The 19,202-nt window shown below is 62.2% G+C and carries 17 protein-coding genes and 1 tRNA gene; 9 read left to right on the forward strand and 9 right to left on the reverse strand.

The features are described 5' to 3' along the window. Nucleotides 1-32 precede the first annotated feature (32 nt). Nucleotides 33-812, forward strand: a complete 780-nt coding sequence (locus ATN00_RS05425; protein ID WP_231746391.1) for a response regulator transcription factor — start codon at nucleotides 33-35, stop codon at nucleotides 810-812. 3 nt (nucleotides 813-815) lie between these two features. On the opposite strand, the gene soxR is transcribed toward ATN00_RS05425, so the two are convergent. Further along, nucleotides 816-1,265: a redox-sensitive transcriptional activator SoxR gene (soxR, locus tag ATN00_RS05430; protein WP_062063022.1), complete on the reverse strand. Its 450-nt coding sequence runs from the start codon at nucleotides 1,263-1,265 to the stop codon at nucleotides 816-818. Between the two features lie 172 nt (nucleotides 1,266-1,437). Here soxR and ATN00_RS05435 point away from each other — a divergent pair, with 172 nt between their 5' ends. From ATN00_RS05435 to ATN00_RS05450, 4 genes are read left to right on the forward strand one after another with little or no spacing between them, the layout of a single operon-like run. Continuing rightward, nucleotides 1,438-2,496 carry an efflux RND transporter periplasmic adaptor subunit gene (locus ATN00_RS05435; protein ID WP_335338083.1) on the forward strand — a complete coding sequence of 353 codons (1,059 nt, stop codon included), beginning with the start codon at nucleotides 1,438-1,440 and terminating at the stop codon, nucleotides 2,494-2,496. Nucleotides 2,497-2,501: 5 nt separating this feature from the next. Next, the gene (locus ATN00_RS05440) at nucleotides 2,502-5,579 is read left to right on the forward strand and encodes an efflux RND transporter permease subunit (protein ID WP_062063023.1); all 3,078 of its coding nucleotides are present in this window, start codon (nucleotides 2,502-2,504) and stop codon (nucleotides 5,577-5,579) included. Then, on the forward strand, nucleotides 5,572-7,047 hold the full coding sequence (locus tag ATN00_RS05445) for an efflux transporter outer membrane subunit (protein WP_062063025.1): 1,476 nt from the start codon (nucleotides 5,572-5,574) through the stop codon (nucleotides 7,045-7,047). Before ATN00_RS05440 ends, ATN00_RS05445 begins: the two co-directional genes overlap by 8 nt. Then, on the forward strand, nucleotides 7,010-7,642 hold the full coding sequence (locus ATN00_RS05450) for a DJ-1/PfpI family protein (RefSeq protein ID WP_062063027.1): 633 nt from the start codon (nucleotides 7,010-7,012) through the stop codon (nucleotides 7,640-7,642). Before ATN00_RS05445 ends, ATN00_RS05450 begins: the two co-directional genes overlap by 38 nt. A gap of 43 nt (nucleotides 7,643-7,685) precedes the next feature. Here the strand turns inward: ATN00_RS05450 and ATN00_RS05455 are convergent, their stop codons facing one another. Continuing rightward, on the reverse strand, nucleotides 7,686-9,302 hold the full coding sequence (locus tag ATN00_RS05455; RefSeq protein ID WP_062063029.1) for an amino acid permease: 1,617 nt from the start codon (nucleotides 9,300-9,302) through the stop codon (nucleotides 7,686-7,688). A gap of 154 nt (nucleotides 9,303-9,456) precedes the next feature. Here ATN00_RS05455 and pgeF point away from each other — a divergent pair, with 154 nt between their 5' ends. The 3 genes from pgeF to ATN00_RS05470 all read left to right on the forward strand — a co-directional run bounded on the left by pgeF (nucleotide 9,457) and on the right by ATN00_RS05470 (nucleotide 12,523). Next, nucleotides 9,457-10,218: a peptidoglycan editing factor PgeF gene (gene pgeF / locus ATN00_RS05460; RefSeq protein WP_062068436.1), complete on the forward strand. Its 762-nt coding sequence runs from the start codon at nucleotides 9,457-9,459 to the stop codon at nucleotides 10,216-10,218. A 122-nt stretch (nucleotides 10,219-10,340) separates the two neighbouring features. Beyond that, a complete protein-coding gene (locus ATN00_RS05465) occupies nucleotides 10,341-11,318 on the forward strand; it encodes a polysaccharide deacetylase family protein (RefSeq protein WP_062063031.1) in 978 nt (325 codons plus the stop codon). Next, nucleotides 11,315-12,523, forward strand: a complete 1,209-nt coding sequence (locus tag ATN00_RS05470; RefSeq protein ID WP_062063033.1) for a carboxylate--amine ligase — start codon at nucleotides 11,315-11,317, stop codon at nucleotides 12,521-12,523. Before ATN00_RS05465 ends, ATN00_RS05470 begins: the two co-directional genes overlap by 4 nt. On the opposite strand, the gene ATN00_RS05475 is transcribed toward ATN00_RS05470, so the two are convergent. From ATN00_RS05475 to ATN00_RS05495, 5 genes are all read right to left on the reverse strand, one after another. Then, nucleotides 12,492-13,043: an arsenate reductase/protein-tyrosine-phosphatase family protein gene (locus ATN00_RS05475; protein WP_062068438.1), complete on the reverse strand. Its 552-nt coding sequence runs from the start codon at nucleotides 13,041-13,043 to the stop codon at nucleotides 12,492-12,494. The genes ATN00_RS05470 and ATN00_RS05475 overlap by 32 nt on opposite strands. Nucleotides 13,044-13,060: 17 nt before the next feature. Continuing rightward, nucleotides 13,061-13,152 (reverse strand) — tRNA-Gly (locus ATN00_RS05480). Nucleotides 13,153-13,331: 179 nt separating this feature from the next. Beyond that, nucleotides 13,332-14,120 (reverse strand): spermine/spermidine synthase domain-containing protein, encoded by a 789-nt coding sequence (locus ATN00_RS05485; RefSeq protein WP_156415227.1) that lies wholly within the window; start codon nucleotides 14,118-14,120, stop codon nucleotides 13,332-13,334. Between the two features lie 86 nt (nucleotides 14,121-14,206). Next, on the reverse strand, nucleotides 14,207-14,428 hold the full coding sequence (locus ATN00_RS05490) for a hypothetical protein (protein ID WP_062063036.1): 222 nt from the start codon (nucleotides 14,426-14,428) through the stop codon (nucleotides 14,207-14,209). Between the two features lie 198 nt (nucleotides 14,429-14,626). Beyond that, nucleotides 14,627-15,373 (reverse strand): hypothetical protein, encoded by a 747-nt coding sequence (locus ATN00_RS05495; protein ID WP_156415228.1) that lies wholly within the window; start codon nucleotides 15,371-15,373, stop codon nucleotides 14,627-14,629. Between the two features lie 462 nt (nucleotides 15,374-15,835). Here ATN00_RS05495 and ATN00_RS05500 point away from each other — a divergent pair, with 462 nt between their 5' ends. Then, a complete protein-coding gene (locus tag ATN00_RS05500; RefSeq protein WP_062063040.1) occupies nucleotides 15,836-18,103 on the forward strand; it encodes an FdhF/YdeP family oxidoreductase in 2,268 nt (755 codons plus the stop codon). A 52-nt stretch (nucleotides 18,104-18,155) separates the two neighbouring features. Here ATN00_RS05500 and ATN00_RS05505 read toward each other — a convergent pair whose 3' ends face one another. Then, nucleotides 18,156-18,602, reverse strand: coding sequence for a limonene-1,2-epoxide hydrolase family protein (locus tag ATN00_RS05505; RefSeq protein WP_231746393.1), 447 nt, complete (start codon nucleotides 18,600-18,602; stop codon nucleotides 18,156-18,158). Nucleotides 18,603-18,609: 7 nt separating this feature from the next. Continuing rightward, entirely contained in the window at nucleotides 18,610-18,753 is a 144-nt protein-coding gene (locus ATN00_RS23335) for a hypothetical protein (RefSeq protein ID WP_156415229.1), read from the reverse strand. Between the last annotated feature and the right edge of the window lie 449 nt (nucleotides 18,754-19,202).

A 19,202-nucleotide genomic window follows, 5' to 3' on the forward strand; every position in this document is an offset into this window, starting at 1 on the left:
ATGAATCTGGCAATCGGTCCCGATATTAACAATTGGAACAAATAATTTTATTTGTTTCTTTATTGTTTCCATTCGATATTGCTTTATCAAAGCGACGTGATGCTGAAGGGAGCAATATGCGTTGCGGCAGTCACTTCAAGCTTTCGGTAATCGGGCCGGAAAAAGGATGTAAAAGCCTTCAGTCATGTCTGACAGGCAGCGCATTTCAGATCCGGGTCTGGACCTTTCCGCAGCTTTTGGAACTATTGATGGATGTCGAGGACAATCCCGACCAGATTGTCATCTTGATCATGACCGACGAACGGTCCGCCCTTATGGCCTGCCGATTATTGATGCAGCGTCTCTCAGGTCCCCGGTTATTATTGATATATGATTATCCGCAAGAATCGCCTGAGACGTCCGATTGCCTTCCTGCTCCTTCGGCGCTCCCTGCTTTCTTGAAATCCCTGCTCGATTGTCTCGGTGATGAAAAGCTGACGAATATCGCGGAAAACCCGATCGGCCAGGAACCGCCCAGCCAAAATCCGCTGTCGATGCGGGAGATCGAAATCCTGTCCTGTCTGGCCCATGGTCACGCGAACAAACGCATCGCTCGCGTACTCAACATCGCCGAAGCGACCGTGAAGGTGCATGTGAAGGCTATTCTGCGAAAACTGCACCTGACGAACCGGACGCAGGCCGCCATCTGGGCCGTGCAGCAGGGTTTCACGTGGAAGCCCGAAGCGCCTTCCATTGTGGAAGCAGCTCCAGCCCAAGAGCGGTCTCCGCTGGTCGAGCAATCGCCCATAATCCTGCCGACAGAGTTTCACTGAAGCTCATATATCCGCGATTCGCGCTCCGGGTCCTATCGTCGCGGCCCGATCATCTGGATTGCGTAAGGGGCAGTCGGCTATCGAAAGGCAGCCGCATCCGATGCAACCGTCGAGTTGGTCGCGCAAACGGGTCAGCAAGGCGATGCGCCGATCGAGATCGCTCCTCCAGTTCGCGGACAGCGCAGACCAATCCTGAGCCGTCACGGGCCGCCCGGCGGGCAAGGCCGCGAGCCGCTCCCTGATGACCGCAAGCGGAATGCCGACGCGTTGCGCGATCCTGATGATGGCGATCAACCGCAGGACGGAACGCGGATAACGGCGCTGATTGCCGCGCGTCCGCCAGCTTTCGATCAGACCCTGCGCCTCATAAAAATGCAGGGTGGAGACCGGAACGCCCGCTCGCCGGGCTACCTCACCGACGCTAAGTTCTGGACCCTGTTCCTTCAAACTCATAGGCTTGCCATGGCGCCTTTTTTCAGGTGGAGCGAAAAACCGCTTTACCTCAATAATAGTTGATGTTCTATGGAGGCGCTCCTGAGTTCAAACATGGGGGCAGATTTTGGAAACGGCAGAACGCCAGACGGACCAGCGAGCGATCGCGTCATGGCGCAACATGGCAATAGCCGTGGGTATTATAGCCCTCATCTTCCTGTTGCTTTTCGCCTGGAGAAGCTGGCGCAATGCGGCTCCTGCCGCTGCCGGTCCGCCACCCACCGCCGTTGCCGCCACGCTGATACGGCCGGTGGACGCGCCGGTTTCGCTGGAAGCGGTAGGGTCGTTACGCGCCGTAGAGGAAGTGATGCTGGCGCCCGAAGTGGCGGGACGCGTCACCGCCATCCTGTTCCAGCCCGGCGCGCGGGTGAAGGCGGGCGCGCCGCTGGTGCAGCTATATGATGCGCCAGAGCGGGCGGATCGTGCGGCGGCCGCAGCGAAGGCGCGATTTGCGGACGCACAACTGGCACGCTCTCGCGAATTGGTGCCGGGCGGCGCGGAGTCGCGCGAAATGCTCGACCAAAGGCGGGCCGAGCACGATCAGGCGCTGGCTTCGGTCCGGCAGCTGGACGCCCGCATCACCCAGAAACGGATCGTTGCGCCTTTCCCCGGCGAACTGGGTGTGCGCCGCATCAACCTTGGCCAATATCTTAATCCGGGCGACCCGATCGTCAGCCTGACGGCGCTGGACCGGCTCTATGCCGATTTCACGGTGCCGCAGCAGGATCTGTCGCGCATCAAGGTCGGCGGACCGGTGCGCCTGACGTCGGACGCTTGGCCCGGACGCAGCTTTGCCGGCCGGATCACCACCATAGAGCCACGGATCGGCACGGACAGTCGTAACATCATGGTACAGGCTATGGTTGCCAATCCCGACCGTGCGCTTCGTCCCGGAATGTATGTAAACGCTGCGCTGGAATTGCCGGTGCAAAGAGCGGCGCTGATCGTTCCGACAACGGCGATCCAAACATCGGCGTCGGGCGACAGCGTCATCGTCATTCGGGGAAGCAATGCGCGGCGACAGGGTAAGGCCGAGGCCGTATCCGTTATCACCGGGCGCCGTATCGGCAACAATGTGGTGGTGACCCGGGGACTTAAGGCCGGCGATGTTGTGGTAAGCGAAGGACAGCTTCGCATCCAACCGGGCGCTGACGTGCGCGTCACGCGTCTTGTTCCCGCGACGGAGCGCTGAAGGCCATGCGGTTCACGGATATCTTCATACGCCGCCCGATACTTTCCATCGTCGTTAGCCTGCTGATCCTGCTGGTGGGGAGCATATCCTTCTTCCTGCTGCAGCTGCGGGAATATCCGAAGATGGAAAGCGCGACCATCGTGGTCGATACCAGTTATCCGGGCGCGACGCAGGATGTGATGCAGGGTTTCGTCACCACGCCGATCGCGCAGGCGATCGCAACGGCGAACGGCATCGAATATCTCACATCGACCTCTACCCAGGGCAAGAGCCAGGTGAAGGCGAAGCTTGTGCTCAACGCCAACGCTGATCGTTCGATGACCGAGGTGCTCGCGAAAGTGCAGCAGGTGAAATATCGCCTGCCTCCCGGCGCGACCGATCCTGTCATCACCAAGATCACCGATGGCGCTTCTGCCATCCAGTATATCTCCTTCGTCAGTGATACGCTGACCGTCCCGCAGATCACGGACTTCGCCACGCGGGTCGCGCAACCGCTCATCACTGCGGTGCCTGGTGTGGCGGCGGCGGATATCTATGGCGGGCAGACCTTGGCGATGCGGATATGGGTCGATCCCGACAAACTGGCTGCGAGGGGATTGTCTGCGGGCGATATCGCTGCGGCGCTCCGGGCCAATAATGTGCAGGCCGCGCCGGGCCAGCTCAAAGGCGCGGACACTGCCATCAACATCACGGCTCTGACAGACCTGCGCGGGCTGGACGATTTCCGAGACATGGTGGTGAAGTCCGGAGCGGACGGCGTTGTCCGCTTGCGTGATATCGCGACTGTGGAGATCGGCGGGCAGAATTACGACACGATGGCGCTGGCCAATGGCAGCAGGGCCATATTCATTGCGATTTCTCCTACCCCCGACGGTAATCCGCTGGATATCGTCAAAGGCGTGCAGGATCTCCTGCCCGGTATACAGCGCGTGACGCCGCCGGGCCTTGAAGTCTTCAACCAGTTCGACGTGGCGCATTTCGTCCATGCCTCTATCGACGAAGTGCTCCGCACCTTGGTGGAGGCGATTCTGATCGTCGTGATCGTGATCTTCCTGTTCCTGGGATCGCTGCGGGCGGTGCTGATTCCCGTGCTCACCATTCCGCTTTCGCTGGTTGGCACGGCCGCCTTGATGCTGGCCTTCGGCTTTTCGATCAATCTGCTGACTTTGCTGGCGATGGTGCTGGCGATCGGGTTAGTCGTGGATGACGCCATCGTGGTCGTGGAGAATATCCATCGCCATATCGAGGAAGGTCTGACCCCCGTGCGGGCCGCGCTGATCGGCGCGCGGGAGATCGTCAACCCCGTAATCGCGATGACGATTACGCTAGCGGCGGTTTATACGCCTATCGGCCTGATGGGTGGTCTTACCGGCGCGTTGTTCAGGGAGTTCGCCTTCACGCTGGCATCGTCCGTCATCGTTTCAGGCGTGATCGCGCTCACCCTGTCGCCGATGATGAGCAGCTATCTGCTGAACGACAAGGTCGCGGAAGGAAAATTCGCCCAGCGGATCGAACATGGCATGGCGCGGCTGATCGCAGGCTATGACCGGTTGCTGGGCCGCACGCTCGCCGCGCGGAGTGCTGTGCTGGCGATGGGTGTCGCTATGCTGGTGGGCATTGTGATCCTGTTCAGCGGCGCGCAGCGCGAACTCGCGCCGCAGGAGGATCAGGGCTTCGTCCTCGTCCAGACGAAGGGACCGCAATATGCGAACATCGACTACACGGCCCGCTTCGCGCAGGATGTGGAGCGGATGTTTCGCCAATTCCCCGAATATGTCTCCACCTTCATCACGATGGGTATGGATGGGATGAACAGCAGCTTCAGCGGCATCATCCTCAAGGAATGGAACGAACGACCACGGGGCGCCGATGCGATCCAGGCGGAACTCAACGCCAAGGGCAGCGCGATCACCGGCGTTTTCGCCACGGCCTTTCAGCCGCCGCCCTTGCCTGCGGGCAGCGGTGGGTTGCCCGTGCAGATGGTGATTCGCTCGTCCGAGGATTTTCCAGCCCTGTTCACCAGCATGGAAAAGCTGAAGGGCGCGGCATGGTCGAGTGGGCTTTTCGCTTTTGTCGACAGCGATCTGGCTTTTGACAGCCCGGAAGCCCGCATGGTGATCGATAGGGCCAAGGCAGGCGAGATGGGGGTGAGCATGGATGCCATCGCTTCTACGCTGGCGACGCTCGTGGGAGAGAATTACATCAATCGCTTCAACTGGCATGAGCGGTCCTATGATGTGATCGTCCAGGTGCCGCGCGAACGGCGGCTAACGCCGGACAAGCTGGGACAATTTTATGTAAAGGCAGCATCGGGAATATTGGTGCCGCTCTCCACGGTCGTGCGGATCGACATGCATCCGCAGGCGAACCGCCTACCCCAATTCAACCAGATGAACGCAGCCACCCTGTCCGCCGTGCTGGCCCCTGGTGTCACCATGGGGCAGGCGGTCGATTTCCTGAAGGGGCAACCCTTGCCGGCAGGCATGACCGTGGACTGGCTGTCGGACAGCCGCCAATATGTGACGGAAGGGGACAGGCTGACCTTCTCCTTCGGTTTTGCGTTGGTGGTGATCTTTCTGGTGCTGGCGGCGCAGTTCGAGAGCTTCCGCGATCCGCTGGTGATTCTGGTGACGGTGCCGCTGGCGGTGTGCGGGGCGCTGGTGCCGCTCTACCTCGGCTTCACCACGCTCAACATATACACGCAGATCGGGCTGGTTACGCTGATCGGCCTTATTTCCAAGCATGGCATATTAATGGTGTCCTTCGCCAATGAGATACAGCAAAGCGAAGGGCTGGACCGTATCGCCGCGATCCGCAAAGCCGCGGCAATCCGCATGCGGCCGGTGCTGATGACGACAGCGGCGATGGTGGCGGGTCTTGTCCCGCTGCTCTTCGCCAGCGGGGCGGGTGCGGCAAGCCGCTTCGCGATCGGCATCGTCGTCGTCATGGGCATGTTGATCGGAACGCTCTTCACCCTGTTCGTGCTGCCGACCATCTACAGCTTCGTGGCGCGCGATCATCGCGCGGCGGCGGGCGGTCCTCGTGCCCGGCAGATCGCGGAGATGGAGGCGACCCATGCATAGCGCCAAGGCCGCGACGCTCGCATTGACGCTGTTCGCGAGCGGTTGCGCCGCCGGGCCGGACTATCAGCCGCCCGCGCCGCTGCCCACCGTTGCGGGGGCCTTCATCACGTCTGCGCCGGGGACGCAATCGGGGGAGGGCCAGGACAGATGGTGGCGCCTCTATGACGATCCTGTCCTCGATCACCTGATCGAACAGGCACTGGTCACCAATACCGACCTGCGTGTGGCGGCCGCGAATCTTCGCCGGGCGCAGGCCGTTTTGCAGGAATCCCGAATGGCGCGCCTGCCGTCCACCGACTTGAACGGTGGTGTCAGCTATGGCGATGGCTTCGGTCCCAATGCGGGCGCGCAGTTCGCGGGCAGCGAGCAGCAATGGTCACAATCCGGCAGCTTGGCCGTCGCATGGGAAGCCGACCTGTTTGGTCGCGTGCGCCGCTCGATCGAAGCTGCGCGCGCCGACGCCGCGACTATTGCTGCCGCCCGGGATCGCGTCGTTGTCGTCGTGGTGGCGGAAACGGCGCGGGCCTATGCCGACGCCTGCACCCTGGGCGAAAGCGAAGCTATTGTGCGTCAGTCGATCCGCATTGCCCAGCAGGGACTGGCGCTGACCCAGGCAAGGTTTGCGGCAGGTTCGGCCGCGACCTTCGATGTCGAGCGTGCGGCTGGAGCATTGGCGGATGCACGGGCTGCGTTGCCTCCGCTGGTCGGCCAGCGGCAGGCGCGCCTGTTCGAACTGGCCACCCTTGTCGGAGGCATGCCTGCCGACATCCCGGTGGAAGCGCGGGATTGCATTCGTTCGCCCGCGCCGGTTGCTTCCATTCCCGTTGGCGATGGCGTTGGCCTGCTGGCGCGGCGGCCGGATGTGCGGGAAGCGGAGAGGCGCCTTGCCGCTGACACGGCGCGTATCGGCATAGCGACAGCGGATCTCTATCCCCGCATTTCGCTGGGCGCTTCGGGCAATTTCTTCCGCAACGATCAAGTCAGGGGGAGCGATGCCTTCAGCTTTTCAGTAGGTCCGCTGCTTTCGTGGAGTTTCCCCAATATCGCCGCGGCCCGGGCACGGGTGGCGCAGGCCGAAGCGGGCGCGCAGGCGTCGTTGGCGACATTTGACGGAGTCGTGCTCGGCGCGTTCAAGGAGGTAGAGCAGGCGCTGGCCGCTTATGCCGCGCAGCAGGGGCGTCGCGATGCGCTTGCCGAATCCGTGACAAGGGCGGAAACGGCGCATCGCCTGGCTGAAAGGCGCTACAGGGCGGGGGCGATTTCGTTCCTCGATCTGCTCGACGCGCAACGGCAGTTGGTTCAGGGCCGCATTGCGCTGACTGGCTCTATGCAGGCGCTGGGATCGGCCCGCATAGACCTGTTCAAGGCGCTGGGCGGCGGATGGCAGGCTGCTGCCCCGAAAGCCGGGGATTCAGACAGGCGGGCTGGCAATGCGGATAGCGATATTGACGTTCGAGGGGTTCAATGAACTCGATTCCTTCATAGCGGCCGGGATTCTAGGCCGGATGCGCCCGCAAAGGTGGGAGATCGGCATCACCTCTCCCACCGAACGGGTGACATCTATGAACGGCGTCACGATCGTCCGGCAACAGCCACTGGACTATGCGGCGGAGGCCGACGCGGTCCTTATCGGCAGTGGCGTCAACACACGCCGGATCGCGACGGACGTCGACATGTTGCGCCGCATCCGGCTGGACCCGGCGCGCCAGTTGATTGGCGCGCAATGTTCCGGGGCGCTGCTGCTCGCCAAGCTCGGCCTGATCGGAAAACTCCCCGCCTGTACTGACCTCACCAGCAGGCCCTGGGTCGAGGATGCGGGTGTGGAAGTGATCGACGCGCCCTTCATTGCACATGGCAATGTGGCGACGGCGGGCGGCTGCCTCGCCAGTCAGTATCTGGCGGCGTGGCTGATTCTGCGTCTGGCGGGACGCGCGGAGGCGGAAGCGGCGCTGCACTATGTCGCGCCGGTGGGAGAGAAGGCGGCCTATGTCGAGCGGGCCATCGCCAATGTCCTGCCCTTCGTCAAGGACGCGCAGAGCGCCAGTTGGCGCCGGACGGGCTGACGGGAAAAAGGGCGGGCCGCTAATGCTATCCCGCCCTTCTGGATCAGGCGTCCTTGCCGCCGGGCGTATGTGCGCCGGGCATAGGCGGCACCGGCAGAGGCGGCGCGTCGGCGTCATCTTCATGGATGTCTATAATGCCGCGCCCGACATGGCTCTTGCGATAGCCATAGAGGAAATAGAGCACCAGACCGAGACCGCCCCAGACAGGCAGCACCAGTTGCGCGTCGAAGGGCAGATTGAGGAAGAGGAACACGCAGCCGATGGCGGCGGCCGGCGCGATCACCCAGACTAGCGGCGTGCGGAAAGGCCGGTGGCGGCCTGCGTCTTTTACGCGGAGCACGAGTACGGCGATCGAAACCATGAAGAAAGCAAACAATGTTCCGGAGTTTGAAATGTCGGCAAGCTGGCCGACCGGGAGCAGCGCGGCTCCTATCGCGACGAAGACGCCTGTGACCATGGTCACGACATGGGGCGTCCGAAAGCGCGGATGGATGCTGGCGAGTTTTTCCGGCAGCAGGCCGTCGCGGGCCATGACGAAGAAGATGCGGGTCTGGCCGAACATCATCATCAGGATGACGGAGGGCAAGGCCAGGTTGGCGGCGAGGCCCAGCGCATTTCCTACAACGGTCCAGTTGATCGCGCGCAGCACATGGGCCAGCGCTTCGTTGGAGCAGACCAGATCGCCCGCATGGGCGGCGGTGGCGCAGGTGGCCGCAAAACCGTGCGAGCCGGGGGCCACGGCAAGGCCGTCAGGGCCGAGCACCGGCTGCGCGCCGATCGCGCCGATCGCGCCAGCGGCGACGAAGAGGTAGAAGACGGTGCAGATCGCGAGGCTGCCGATCAGGCCGATGGGCACGTTGCGCTGGGGATTTTTGGTTTCCTCAGCCGCGGTCGAAACCGCGTCGAAGCCGACATAGGCGAAGAAGATGGAGGCGGCCGCGCCGACAATGCCCATGCCGCTGGTTCCGGGAGGCCCGAACCAGCCATTGGGCGCGAAGGGCGAGAAATTGCCGGTGTCGATCACCGGCAACGTCAGGGCGACGAAGGCGGTGAGCGCCGCCACCTTGATCGCGACGAGCACGGCGTTGACGCGCGCGCTTTCGGTCGTGCCGATCACCAGCAGCGCCGTCACCGCCAATGCGATCACGATAGCCGGAATGTTGATGAAGCCATGGGTGAAGTCTGCATGCGGGATCAGGCCGTTCATGGTCCATACGGGACCGGCGGATAAGGCCTGTGGCAGTTCCAGCCCCGTCACGCTTTTCAAAAGACCCATGAAATAGCCCGACCAGCCCACCGAAACGGCGCTGGCCGCGACCGCATATTCCAGGATGAGCGCCCAGCCCACCATCCAGGCGAGCAATTCGCCCACCACCGCATAGGTGTAGGTATAAGCGGACCCGGAAACCGGCACCATCGAAGCCAGTTCGGAATAGCAGAGCGCCGCGAAGGCGCAGACCAGCCCCGCGATCACGAAGCTCCACATCATGCCCGGCCCGGCTTTTTGCGCGGCGGCGGCGGTCAAAACGAAAATGCCGGTGCCGATGATGGCCCCGACACCCAGAAGCGTCAGTTGGATCGGTCCCAATGTCCGGGCGAGAGATTTTTTCTCCGCCGTGGCCAATATGGCGTCCAGAGGCTTGATACGCCCGAAAATCATGGTTGAAGCCCCTTGATCATCTTGTCCCCAGAAGCGGCGCAAGGCCACTTTTGCCGAAGTGGCATTGACACGGAAACTATCGCCTAATCTGTCCCGCGCAAGTATGTTGCGTATCCGGGACACGGATTTTCAACGGGCCGCGAGGGAAAACAGGATGATAGAATTGCTGCGGGCACAGAGCCTGGCAGGCGTGAGGCATGGTTTCGCGGGCAGAAAGGGTGGCGTTTCGACGGGGGTGCATAGCGGCCTGAATGTGGGGCTGGGGTCCGAAGACGAGCGGGAAGCGGTGTTGCAAAACCGCGATCTGGCGCGCGACGCGCTGTTGCCGGGAGGAACGCTGGTCACGGTGCGGCAGGTCCATTCGCCCGACGTCGTGACGGTCACCGGCCCGATTGCGGAAGAGGCGCGCCCATCCGCCGACGCCATGGTGACGGACAGGCCCGGCATCATATTGGGAATATTGACGGCCGATTGCGTGCCGGTGCTGTTCGCGGACAGGAAGGCCCGCGTGATCGGCGCGGCCCATGCCGGATGGAAGGGCGCCATTGCGGGCGTCACGGACAATGCCATCAGCGCGATGGAGGCGCTGGGCGCGACGCGGGCCAATATAGCCTGCGCCATCGGTCCCTGCATCGGCCGAGCATCCTATGAAGTGACGGCGGATTTCGCCGCGCGGTTCGAACAGGAAGAGCGGGCCAATGCGCGATTCTTTACGCCGGGGCGCGAGGGGCACTGCCAGTTCGACATCGCCGCCTATGTGGCGTCGCGGCTTGCCGATTCGGGCATTCGCACGATCGGGATGCTGGACGAGGACACCTATGGCCAGCCCGACCGCTTTTTCAGCTATCGCCGTTCCTGCCATCGCGGCGAAGCGGATTATGGCCGCCAGATTTCCATGATCGCGCTGACGGATTAAGGGATGCCCTTCCGCCGACCCGCCTGACCAATCCGTAGGAAAACAGACATCGGGCCGCAATATTACATGTCCTTAATATCTGGCTGCTAAAATCCTGCGTCACGCCCCGGACCGGACTGCCCATGACCATGCTGCTCATCACCGTCGATACGGAATTGTCCGCCGCGCTTTACCAGCGCGGGGCGGGGTTGGAGGAGAATCTGCGCCGCTCCATCTGGGGCGAGGTGGACGGTCAGCCCTATGGCATAGGGTGGCAGATGACGCTGATGGAGCGGCACGGCATCAAGGGCGTCTTTTTCCTCGATCCCCTGCCCGCGCTGCTTTACGGCCCCGATTTTCTGAGGCCCATTGTCGATGCGGTTGTCGGGCGAGGCCATGACATTCAGCTCCATATCCATAGCGAATGGCTGCAATGGGCGAAAACATCGCCGGTCGACGGACGGCAGGGCCGGAATATCGGTGATTTCTCCCTTGCCGACCAGACGTTGCTGCTGAGCCTTGGCAAGCGATTGCTGGAAGAGGCGGGGGCGCCCGCCGTCACCGCTTTTCGCGCCGGGAATTTCGGTGCGAACGACGATACGCTACGCGCCCTGGCCCAAATCGGCATCCGGTGGGACAGCAGCGTCAATCCCGCCTATCTGGGCGGGGATTGCGCCATTTCCATGCGCGGCCTTGCCGGGCCGCATCACCGGCTGGGCATTACCGAGGTGCCGGTTTCGGGCATAGCGGATCGGCCGGGCCGATTCCGCCCCGCCCAGATTTGCGCCATGTCCGCCGCGGAAATGCGCGCGGGCCTGCGCCATGCCGCGCATGAACGGCATGACGCCTTCGTCGTCGTCACGCACAGTTTCGAAATGCTTTCGCGCGATCGGACACGGCCCAACCGCGCTGTGATGCGCCGGTTCGAGCGGTTATGCAGGGAGGCGCAGCGGCTTCCCGGCATCAAGGCAGGAGGATTTGACGACCTTCCTCCCTTGCTGGCCGACCATAGGGCCTCCGCCTTCACGCTGGCGCGGCCCAATCGCGCGCGCACGGCATCGCGCATGATGCAGCAGCTTTGGGCCAATTGGCGCTATGAAAGAAAGCTGGCCCCTGCGTGACGCGCCATGCCGGTGCCATCGTGCTGGGCCTCGACAGCGCAATCGGCCTTACCATCATGCGGGAATTGGGAAGCCATGGCGTCCCGGTATATGGCGTCGGGCGGGCGGCGTCCGGCACGGCCGCCGCGTCGCGTTATTGCACGGCCGCGTTCGACCGGCCGCAGGGGCCGATTGCCGCATGGCTCCCCGACCTGATCGCGCGCACCGGGGCAGGAGCGCTGCTGGCGACATCGGAATCCGATCTGCTGGAACTGGCCGAACTGCCCGCGCGCATGGGGGATTGTCATCTGCTCGTTCCCCGGATCGACCGGTTGAGGAAGGTGATCGACAAGAATTGCACGCTGGAAGCGGCGATGGCGGCGGGGCTGCGCGTGCCCCGGACATGGCAACCGATGGCGGCGGAGGATTTCGCGGACCGCATTGCGGCGCTTCGCTATCCGGTGGTCGTGAAATGGGCCAATCCGCCCGAGGCGATGGCGTTCCTGAGCGAATGTGGACTGGAATGGATCAAGGCGGAATATGTCCGCTCCGCCGATGAATTGCGACGGCTGCTCGAACGTTATCGCCCGGTGGGGCGCTGGCCGCTGATCCAGGAATATTGCGGTGGGGTGGGCCTTGGCCAGATGCTCCATATGGAAGGCGCGCGCGCCACGCTGCGCTTCCAGCACCGGCGGTTGCACGAATGGCCGCCTGAAGGCGGGGTGTCGACGCTGTGCCGTGCGGAGCCGATGGATCGTCATGCGGCGCAGATGGCGCTCTCCGAAAAGCTGCTGCGCGCGCTCGATTGGCAAGGGCCGGCGATGGTCGAATATCGCTATGACGGCACGCATTACTGGCTGATGGAAGTGAACGGGCGCTTCTGGGGCAGCATGCCGCTGGCCTGGCATTGCGGCGCGCATTTCGCGTGGGAAGCCTATCGCCGGACGGTGTTGGGGCAAAAGGACGCGGCCAGCCCGGCGCGCGGGCATTTGCGGGCGCGCTACATGGTGCCGGAGACGAAACGGCTCGCCCGGCTGCTGCTGGCGCCGCGCCGGATCAGCGATCCCTTCTTCGCCATTCGGCCGGTGCGGGAACTGATCGGCTATGTCCTGGCCTTTTTCGATCCGCGGACGCGCTATTATATCTTCACCCTCTCCGATCCACGGCCATGGATGCGGGATATGGCGCAGATATTCAGGAAAGCCGTGCGCCGGGAAACCCCTTGACCAGCGCATCGACCGCGCCTTCGATGCGGCAAAGGCATTGCGCCATATAGCGATCATCCAGCCCATAGGGATCATGCAGATGCGGTAAAGCCGGGCGCGTCCACCGGCCCAGCAACAGGCGTGGCCGGTCCGCAAGGCGCGGGTCGGCCGCCAGCCGGTGAAGCTGGCGCACTTCCATGGCAAGCAGCAGGTCGCCGCTTTCCGGCACATAATCGCCGGCGTCCAGCGCCCGGTGCGCCGACAGATCATGGCCCAAGGCGGCGGCGGCGGCGATGGCCGGACCGTGCGCGCCCCGCCCGCTGGCCGCGGAAAGGCCGAAGGACGCGGCTCGCAGGCCTGCCGAACGGGCGGCGACCTCGGCAAAGGCGCTGCGGCAGATATTGCCCTGACACACGAAGACCAGACGCCGCACCTCCGCCGGGTCGGGCCGTCTTTCCTCGGCGAGGTGGAACAGCGCCTGCGGATAGGAAAGCGCCAGCCGGACCAGTCCGCGAAATGTGCCGAAACGCGATCGAATCATATCCAAAGCCGGAAAGATGGCGGAGACGCCGGGATTCGAACCCATCGTGCCCCATTCAGGGCACGATGGTTTGGCAAACCGCTGGTTTCAGCCACTCACTCACGTCTCCGGCCTGCTAGAATTTTCTGTAATATACTGAATATATTATATATTTTCGATTATACGGGCTGCCCATTTCCTTTGCAAGAGAAACAATTTCCGGGTTTGCGTGGCGCGATCGATCGGATCGAAGCAAGTGAAATTTGCTTGATTGCGAGAGCCTGCGTCGTTTCGCGGCGGTGATCGGCTTCAGCAGAGAAGTTGAAAAGACGAAGCTGACTCTAGCCCATGTGATGCGGTTGCGTTCCGTCCCGGGGTCACGGTCATAGCCGGTGCGGCGCCGACCACGCGCGGATATTGGAAGCTCGCCGCATCTCGGCTTGCCAGATAGACATGGTGGAAAGCGTCCACCCTGCCGCCGGTAAGAGCCACCGTATCGCAACGCCAGGTCCATGGCAGAGCATCCAGCCGCTTCTCGAACGGAGGGGACGGTTTCGAGGACCAGAAGGCGGCGATCCCTTCCGCAGTGAGGGCGCGCTCGACGGCCCTGATCCCGCATTCCCGATAGATGTCGCCATTTTCCGTGCGGACCAGATGATCAGGGCCATTGTCGGTGTCCATGAGCACGACATCATAAGGTCCGTGCCCGTTTTCCAGCGTATGCCTTACATCTTCCACGCGGACCTCGACGCGCGGATCGTCAAGCGGATTGCCCGCAAGATGGCCGAGATAGCGTCTGTTCCAATGCACGATCTCTGGCACGATTTCCGAAACGACCACTTTGGCGCCATCATCAAGGAAGTTCAGCACCATCCTCAACGTATAGCCCAGGCCCAGACCGCCGATCAGAACCTTCCTGGCCGGCCGGCCCAGCAGGCGCAGGGCCTTTTCCGCGAGGAAATCTTCCGATTGATGGCAGGAACTGCTCATCAGTTCCATGCCGTTATACCGGATTTCATAGAGATCATTTCTTCTCAGCAATAGGATTTCGTCACCGGCGGAAAGGCCGGTTCGTGCCACTTCGGTCCAGATATGCATGCCCATCCCTAACGATCGCGACGCGGCTGACGGCAGCCGGCGCGCTTCAAATTTCGCGTTAGATGATTTTCAGGGGTTGCCCGGCTTCAGAGCCGCGGCAACCCATGGGCATCGTCGGCCCTTGTCCCGACGATCAGCGGATAGATTGCGGAAATATTCACGGCCTGCATGGTCAGTATCGCAATCGGCATCCAAAGTTGCTGGCAAAGCTGCTGGAAAAACATCCATGCTTTGTCGGGATCGGATTGTCCAGTGCAGGGCGGCAGGACATCGGCAGGATCAAGGTCTTTCCCGCAAAGCCGCTCCATGCATCGCCATTCCCATGGGATTGTCGACGCATGGAAACCCGTCGGCGGCCAATATGGAGCAGCGAATGGCCCCCCTTATGAGTGTTGGGAGCCATTCGGGCAAAATTGCGTCCGCGTCGCGCCCGCGCTGCTTTCTGCCAGCCGCAGGATTGCTGCATGCCCTGCCGGACGGGGCCTATGGGCCCGCGCTCAGCAGGTTCACGGAACGAGTAAGCTCGGCCCCCCAAACAGAGCGCGACCGATCATGGCAGGTGCGATATTGACGACAAAGAAGGTGATCTGGAAAAGCCCGATCATTATCCACAATCGCCTTGCTTCGCGCCTCCAACCCGCGGGAACGCCATGCACGCCGAAGCGACGCTCCACCGACATAAAACCGTCAATGCCACGATTTGCCAATATGCCGACGAACCAGCCTGCCCACAAAGCGATCAGCGCAGGGAACACGAGCGGCAATTGCCCTTTATCGCTTTCCAGCGTCGGGCCGACAATCGCATCATATGTCCACCAGCCGTTGGCGACGGAACTACCCTCGACATAGATTTGATAGGCAAAGAAGAGGGGAAAGGCGACGAGCATCGCCCAGGCTTGCACGGGCAGAAACCGGAGCCTGCGGCCCAGCACCATGACCAGCGACGTCAGCAGAGGCAGCGATACCGCAAACCACCAACCCCAACTGAACGGTATGAACAGCGGTTTTACCGGGGTGGTAAATGCCATGTCCCCCCAGAAGGGCAGACGGGAAAAAGCGGGGTTCCAGGCCAGATAGGCACCCCAGTCACCGAAAAATTCCTGCCAAAAGGCGCTTGTCGCGGCGATCAGGACCAGACCGAACAACGGCAAGCGTCGATTTTTCAGGGTCAATGCCACAGCGGCCAGGACCAATATGCCCCACAACCAGATGCTGCCACTTTCCATGACCCACCGGTCAACCGGTTCCCCCATTTGCGATTGCATTTCCTGTATCCCCCCTCTTCCATACGAACGCTGTGCGGCCTGATGGCGCATATAATAGCAAGGCAAAAAATCCGCCAAATAGAAAGCTGGTCCATTGCTCGGCATATCGCGCTGGATTGAACCCGCCGCCAGATAGGGCGCTTGCGCCGCTTCCAGGAGGAACAATCCCCAGCATGGGGCGTAAGCCTTTTGTCCCGCCTCTCATTTGCCCCCCGAATGATAGAGGCGGGGCAACTCATTCCAGGCGCGTAGCCTTGGCGATAGCGGAGCATGTCGACCGGCGGATGGATGTTGGGCAGTTCGTCTGGTCGATGATCACGGCGCTCGAAGCGAGGTGGCGCGCCATGGTTGCCGAGCTTCAACGGGAGTCCGAGCCGCAAAATCCGTGGAACAGCGGGTTTGGAAGGTGTAGCCTCTCACGCTCTGTCCCAGCCTCTGGAGCGTACCGGAATGGTCGAAAAACAGCCCCGTTATAAGGCATATGATCACCCGGCCGGTGGCTGGGGCGCGGCTGCGGCCACTGCGAAGGTTCTTCTGGAACAGAGCGTCGTCACCAAGGGATCGCGCGCGCTCCTCGCGATGAACCAGCCAGGCGGCTTCAAATGCCCGAGTTGCGCCTTTCCGGATGCGGACTGCAAAAAGACCCTCGAATTCTGCGAGAATGGCGCAAAGGCGCTCGCGCATGAAGCCACCAAGTTCCGCGTCACGCGTGAATTCTTCGCCCGGCATACCGTCGCCGAGCTTATGGAGAAATCGGATTATTGGCTTGAAATGCAGGGGCGCCTGACCGAGCCGATGCGCTACGACGCCGCGAGCGACACATATGTTCCCTGCTCCTGGGACGAGGCTTTCGCGCTCATCGGCAAGCATCTGCGCGCGCTCGACACCCCGCACGAGGCGGAGTTCTATACGTCGGGCCGCACGCCGAATGAAGCGGCCTTCCTCTATTCGATCTTCGTCCGCCAGTTCGGGACCAACAACTTCCCGGATTGCTCGAACATGTGCCACGAACCCACGAGCCGCGGCCTGCCGCCTGCGATCGGGGTCGGCAAGGGTACTGTCGTGCTCGAGGACTTCGAGCATGCCGAGGCGATCTTCGTCATTGGCCATAATACGGGCACCAATGCGCCGCGCATGATGACCAATCTGGTGGAAGCCCGCAAACGTGGCGTGCCGATAGTGGCGGTCAATCCGATGCCGGAACGCGCGCTGATCCGCTTCACCGAGCCGCAGGATTTGGTGCAGATGGCGACTTTCGGATCGACGCCGATCGCCAGCGAGTTCGTGCACATCAGGATCGGCGGCGACCTTGCGCTCCTCAAGGGCATGATGAAGGTCATGTTCGAGCGCGAGGAGAAGGGCGAGACGATCCTCGATCACGACTTCCTCCGTCAGCATACGGCCGGCATGGAAGCGGTGCGCGACGAGGTCATGGCGCTCGACTGGGTCGACATCGTCGCAGCGTCCGGCATCGAGGAAGCGCAGATCCGGCGCTGCGCGGAGATCTACATCCGCTCGAAGGCGACCATCATCTGCTATGGCATGGGCCTCACCCAGCATCAGCAGGGATCGCGCCTTCTCCAGCAGGTCGCGGGGCTGCTTCTGCTCAAGGGCAATTACGGCAAGCCCGGCGCAGGCATCTCGCCGATCCGGGGCCATTCCAATGTGCAGGGCGACCGCACCGTCGGGATCGACGAGAGGCCCACCCAGGCCTATCTCGACCGGGTGCGTGACGTGTTCGGCTTCGAACCGCCGCGCGGATATGGTCATCACACCGTGGAATCGGTCGAGGCGATGCTCGACGGCACCGCCAAAGTCTTCATCGGCATGGGCGGCAATTTCGTGCGCGCCGTGCCCGATACGGATATCGCCTATGCAGCGATGCGTAAGCTTTCGCTCTCCGTCGGCATCGCCACCAAGCTCAACCGGGGCCATCTGGTTCATGGGCGGGACGCCCTCATTCTGCCCGTCATCGCGCGCTCGGAACGGATCGAGACTGCGCGCGGCGAGCAGTTCGTGACGATCGAGGATTCCATGTCCAACGTCACGGCTTCCCGCGGGGTACTCGCTCCGGCAAGCCCGGACCTGAAACCCGAGGTCGAGATTGTCTGCCGCATGGCGATGGCCGCGCTCCCGGACAGCCAGATTCCCTGGGAGAGCTACATCGACGACTACGACCTCATTCGCGACAAGATCGCTGCCGTCTATCCCGAGATCTATGCGGACTTCTCCGAACGGATCAAAGAGCCCAGAGGTTTCCATCTCGACGTTGCGCCGCGGCGGCTGGTCTGGCTGACCCCAAACGGCAAGGCCAATTTCCTGCCTCTGCCTGGCCTAGACGTGAATGACCGGGTCGATGATCCGGCGATGCTGCGGCTTGCGACCGTACGCTCGCACGACCAGTTCAATACGACGATCTACAGCTATAACGATCGCTATCGCGGCGTATATAACGACCGGATGATCCTATTCATGAACAAGGAGGATCGGATCGCTCGCGGACTGGAAACAGGGGCAAGAATCGCGCTCGAAACGATCAGCGGCGAGGGGATGAGACGGCGCGTGGATGCGCTGACCATCATCGATTACCCGATGCCGCGCGGTGCGGTTGCGGGCTATTATCCGGAACTCAACCCACTCCTGCCGCTCGATTATTATGATCGGATGAGCGGCACCCCGGCTGCCAAGTCGATCCCGGTTCGGGTCGTCGCGGTCTAGCTGATCCACCGCACTGGCGGCCGCCGGACTCATCCGGCGGCCTCGCCTTCCGTTACGCGCCGCCGAGTTCCTCTGTTCCGGCGAAGTCCTGTGTGACGCCCATTTTTTTGGTGAGATCGGCCATGTCGAGATATTCGCGCCATTTGAGGATGCGCCCGTCACCGTCCAGCTCATAGACCGCGACCATTTGATGCGGGCAGAATTTGCCCATGATGTAGGCGGTGTCCGAGCGTTCCTGCATGACCATGGTGTCGCTGGAGAGGATATTCACCTCGTTGCACTTGTTATGGGTGGCGATCACGCTTTGATGCTCGATTTCCTTTCGGAGAGCCTCCTTGCCTTTGATGACCGGGCCGCCGGGCACCCAGAGCTGCCATTCGGCATCGTCCGCCATCATGGAGAGGATTTTCTCGACATCCGGCTTGGTTTCAGCCGTGCCATCGCCCCAGGCAGCGTGGAATTCGCGGATATAGTTTTCCTGTTTCAGGCCCATCGTCATTCTCCTCCTAAAAGCTGCCGGTTTCAGCACTTGTGCGTATCTTGCGGGTCACGCCGTTGAACAGAGCCGCCCGGCTCTCGCTCTCGCCCCATGAATTGACGATGCGGCATCGGCTTCGCTCATGATCGCAACCTTGTTCAGCGAGGCCCATGCCATCTCCCATGATCCGCCGTCTTTTTGATATTCGCGCGTTCAGCTTAATCCGGCGCATCGGGCGCCCCACCTATCTTTCGGCGGTTCATCGGATGCCGGTCGATGGCCAGAACAGGATCAAGACATTGCCGGGCTGATGATTGCAGGGCGGAGAAATTTGCATCCTTTGCTGGAGTTCTGCTCCCGGCACGCATGGATGATCCTCGCTCGACCGTCCGTTCCCACGGCCCGTCCGCGCCGGAGATGAGCAACCTGACCCATGGTAGGTGGTTCGGAAATCAGCCCGCTTAAACCGGTGCCCCGGAGATAAAGCCGGGCCGATGGGCGCGACGATGGGGGAGGGGCATGTCCAGAACCGAACCGAGTGGATATACTTCGCCCTGCTGTCGAGGTGCTGCGCGCCGTCGAAGGGATCATAGCGACGCGTCCGCCAATGGTGGATGTTGC

Source organism: Sphingobium baderi, assembly GCF_001456115.1.
GTDB lineage: Bacteria > Pseudomonadota > Alphaproteobacteria > Sphingomonadales > Sphingomonadaceae > Sphingobium > Sphingobium baderi_A.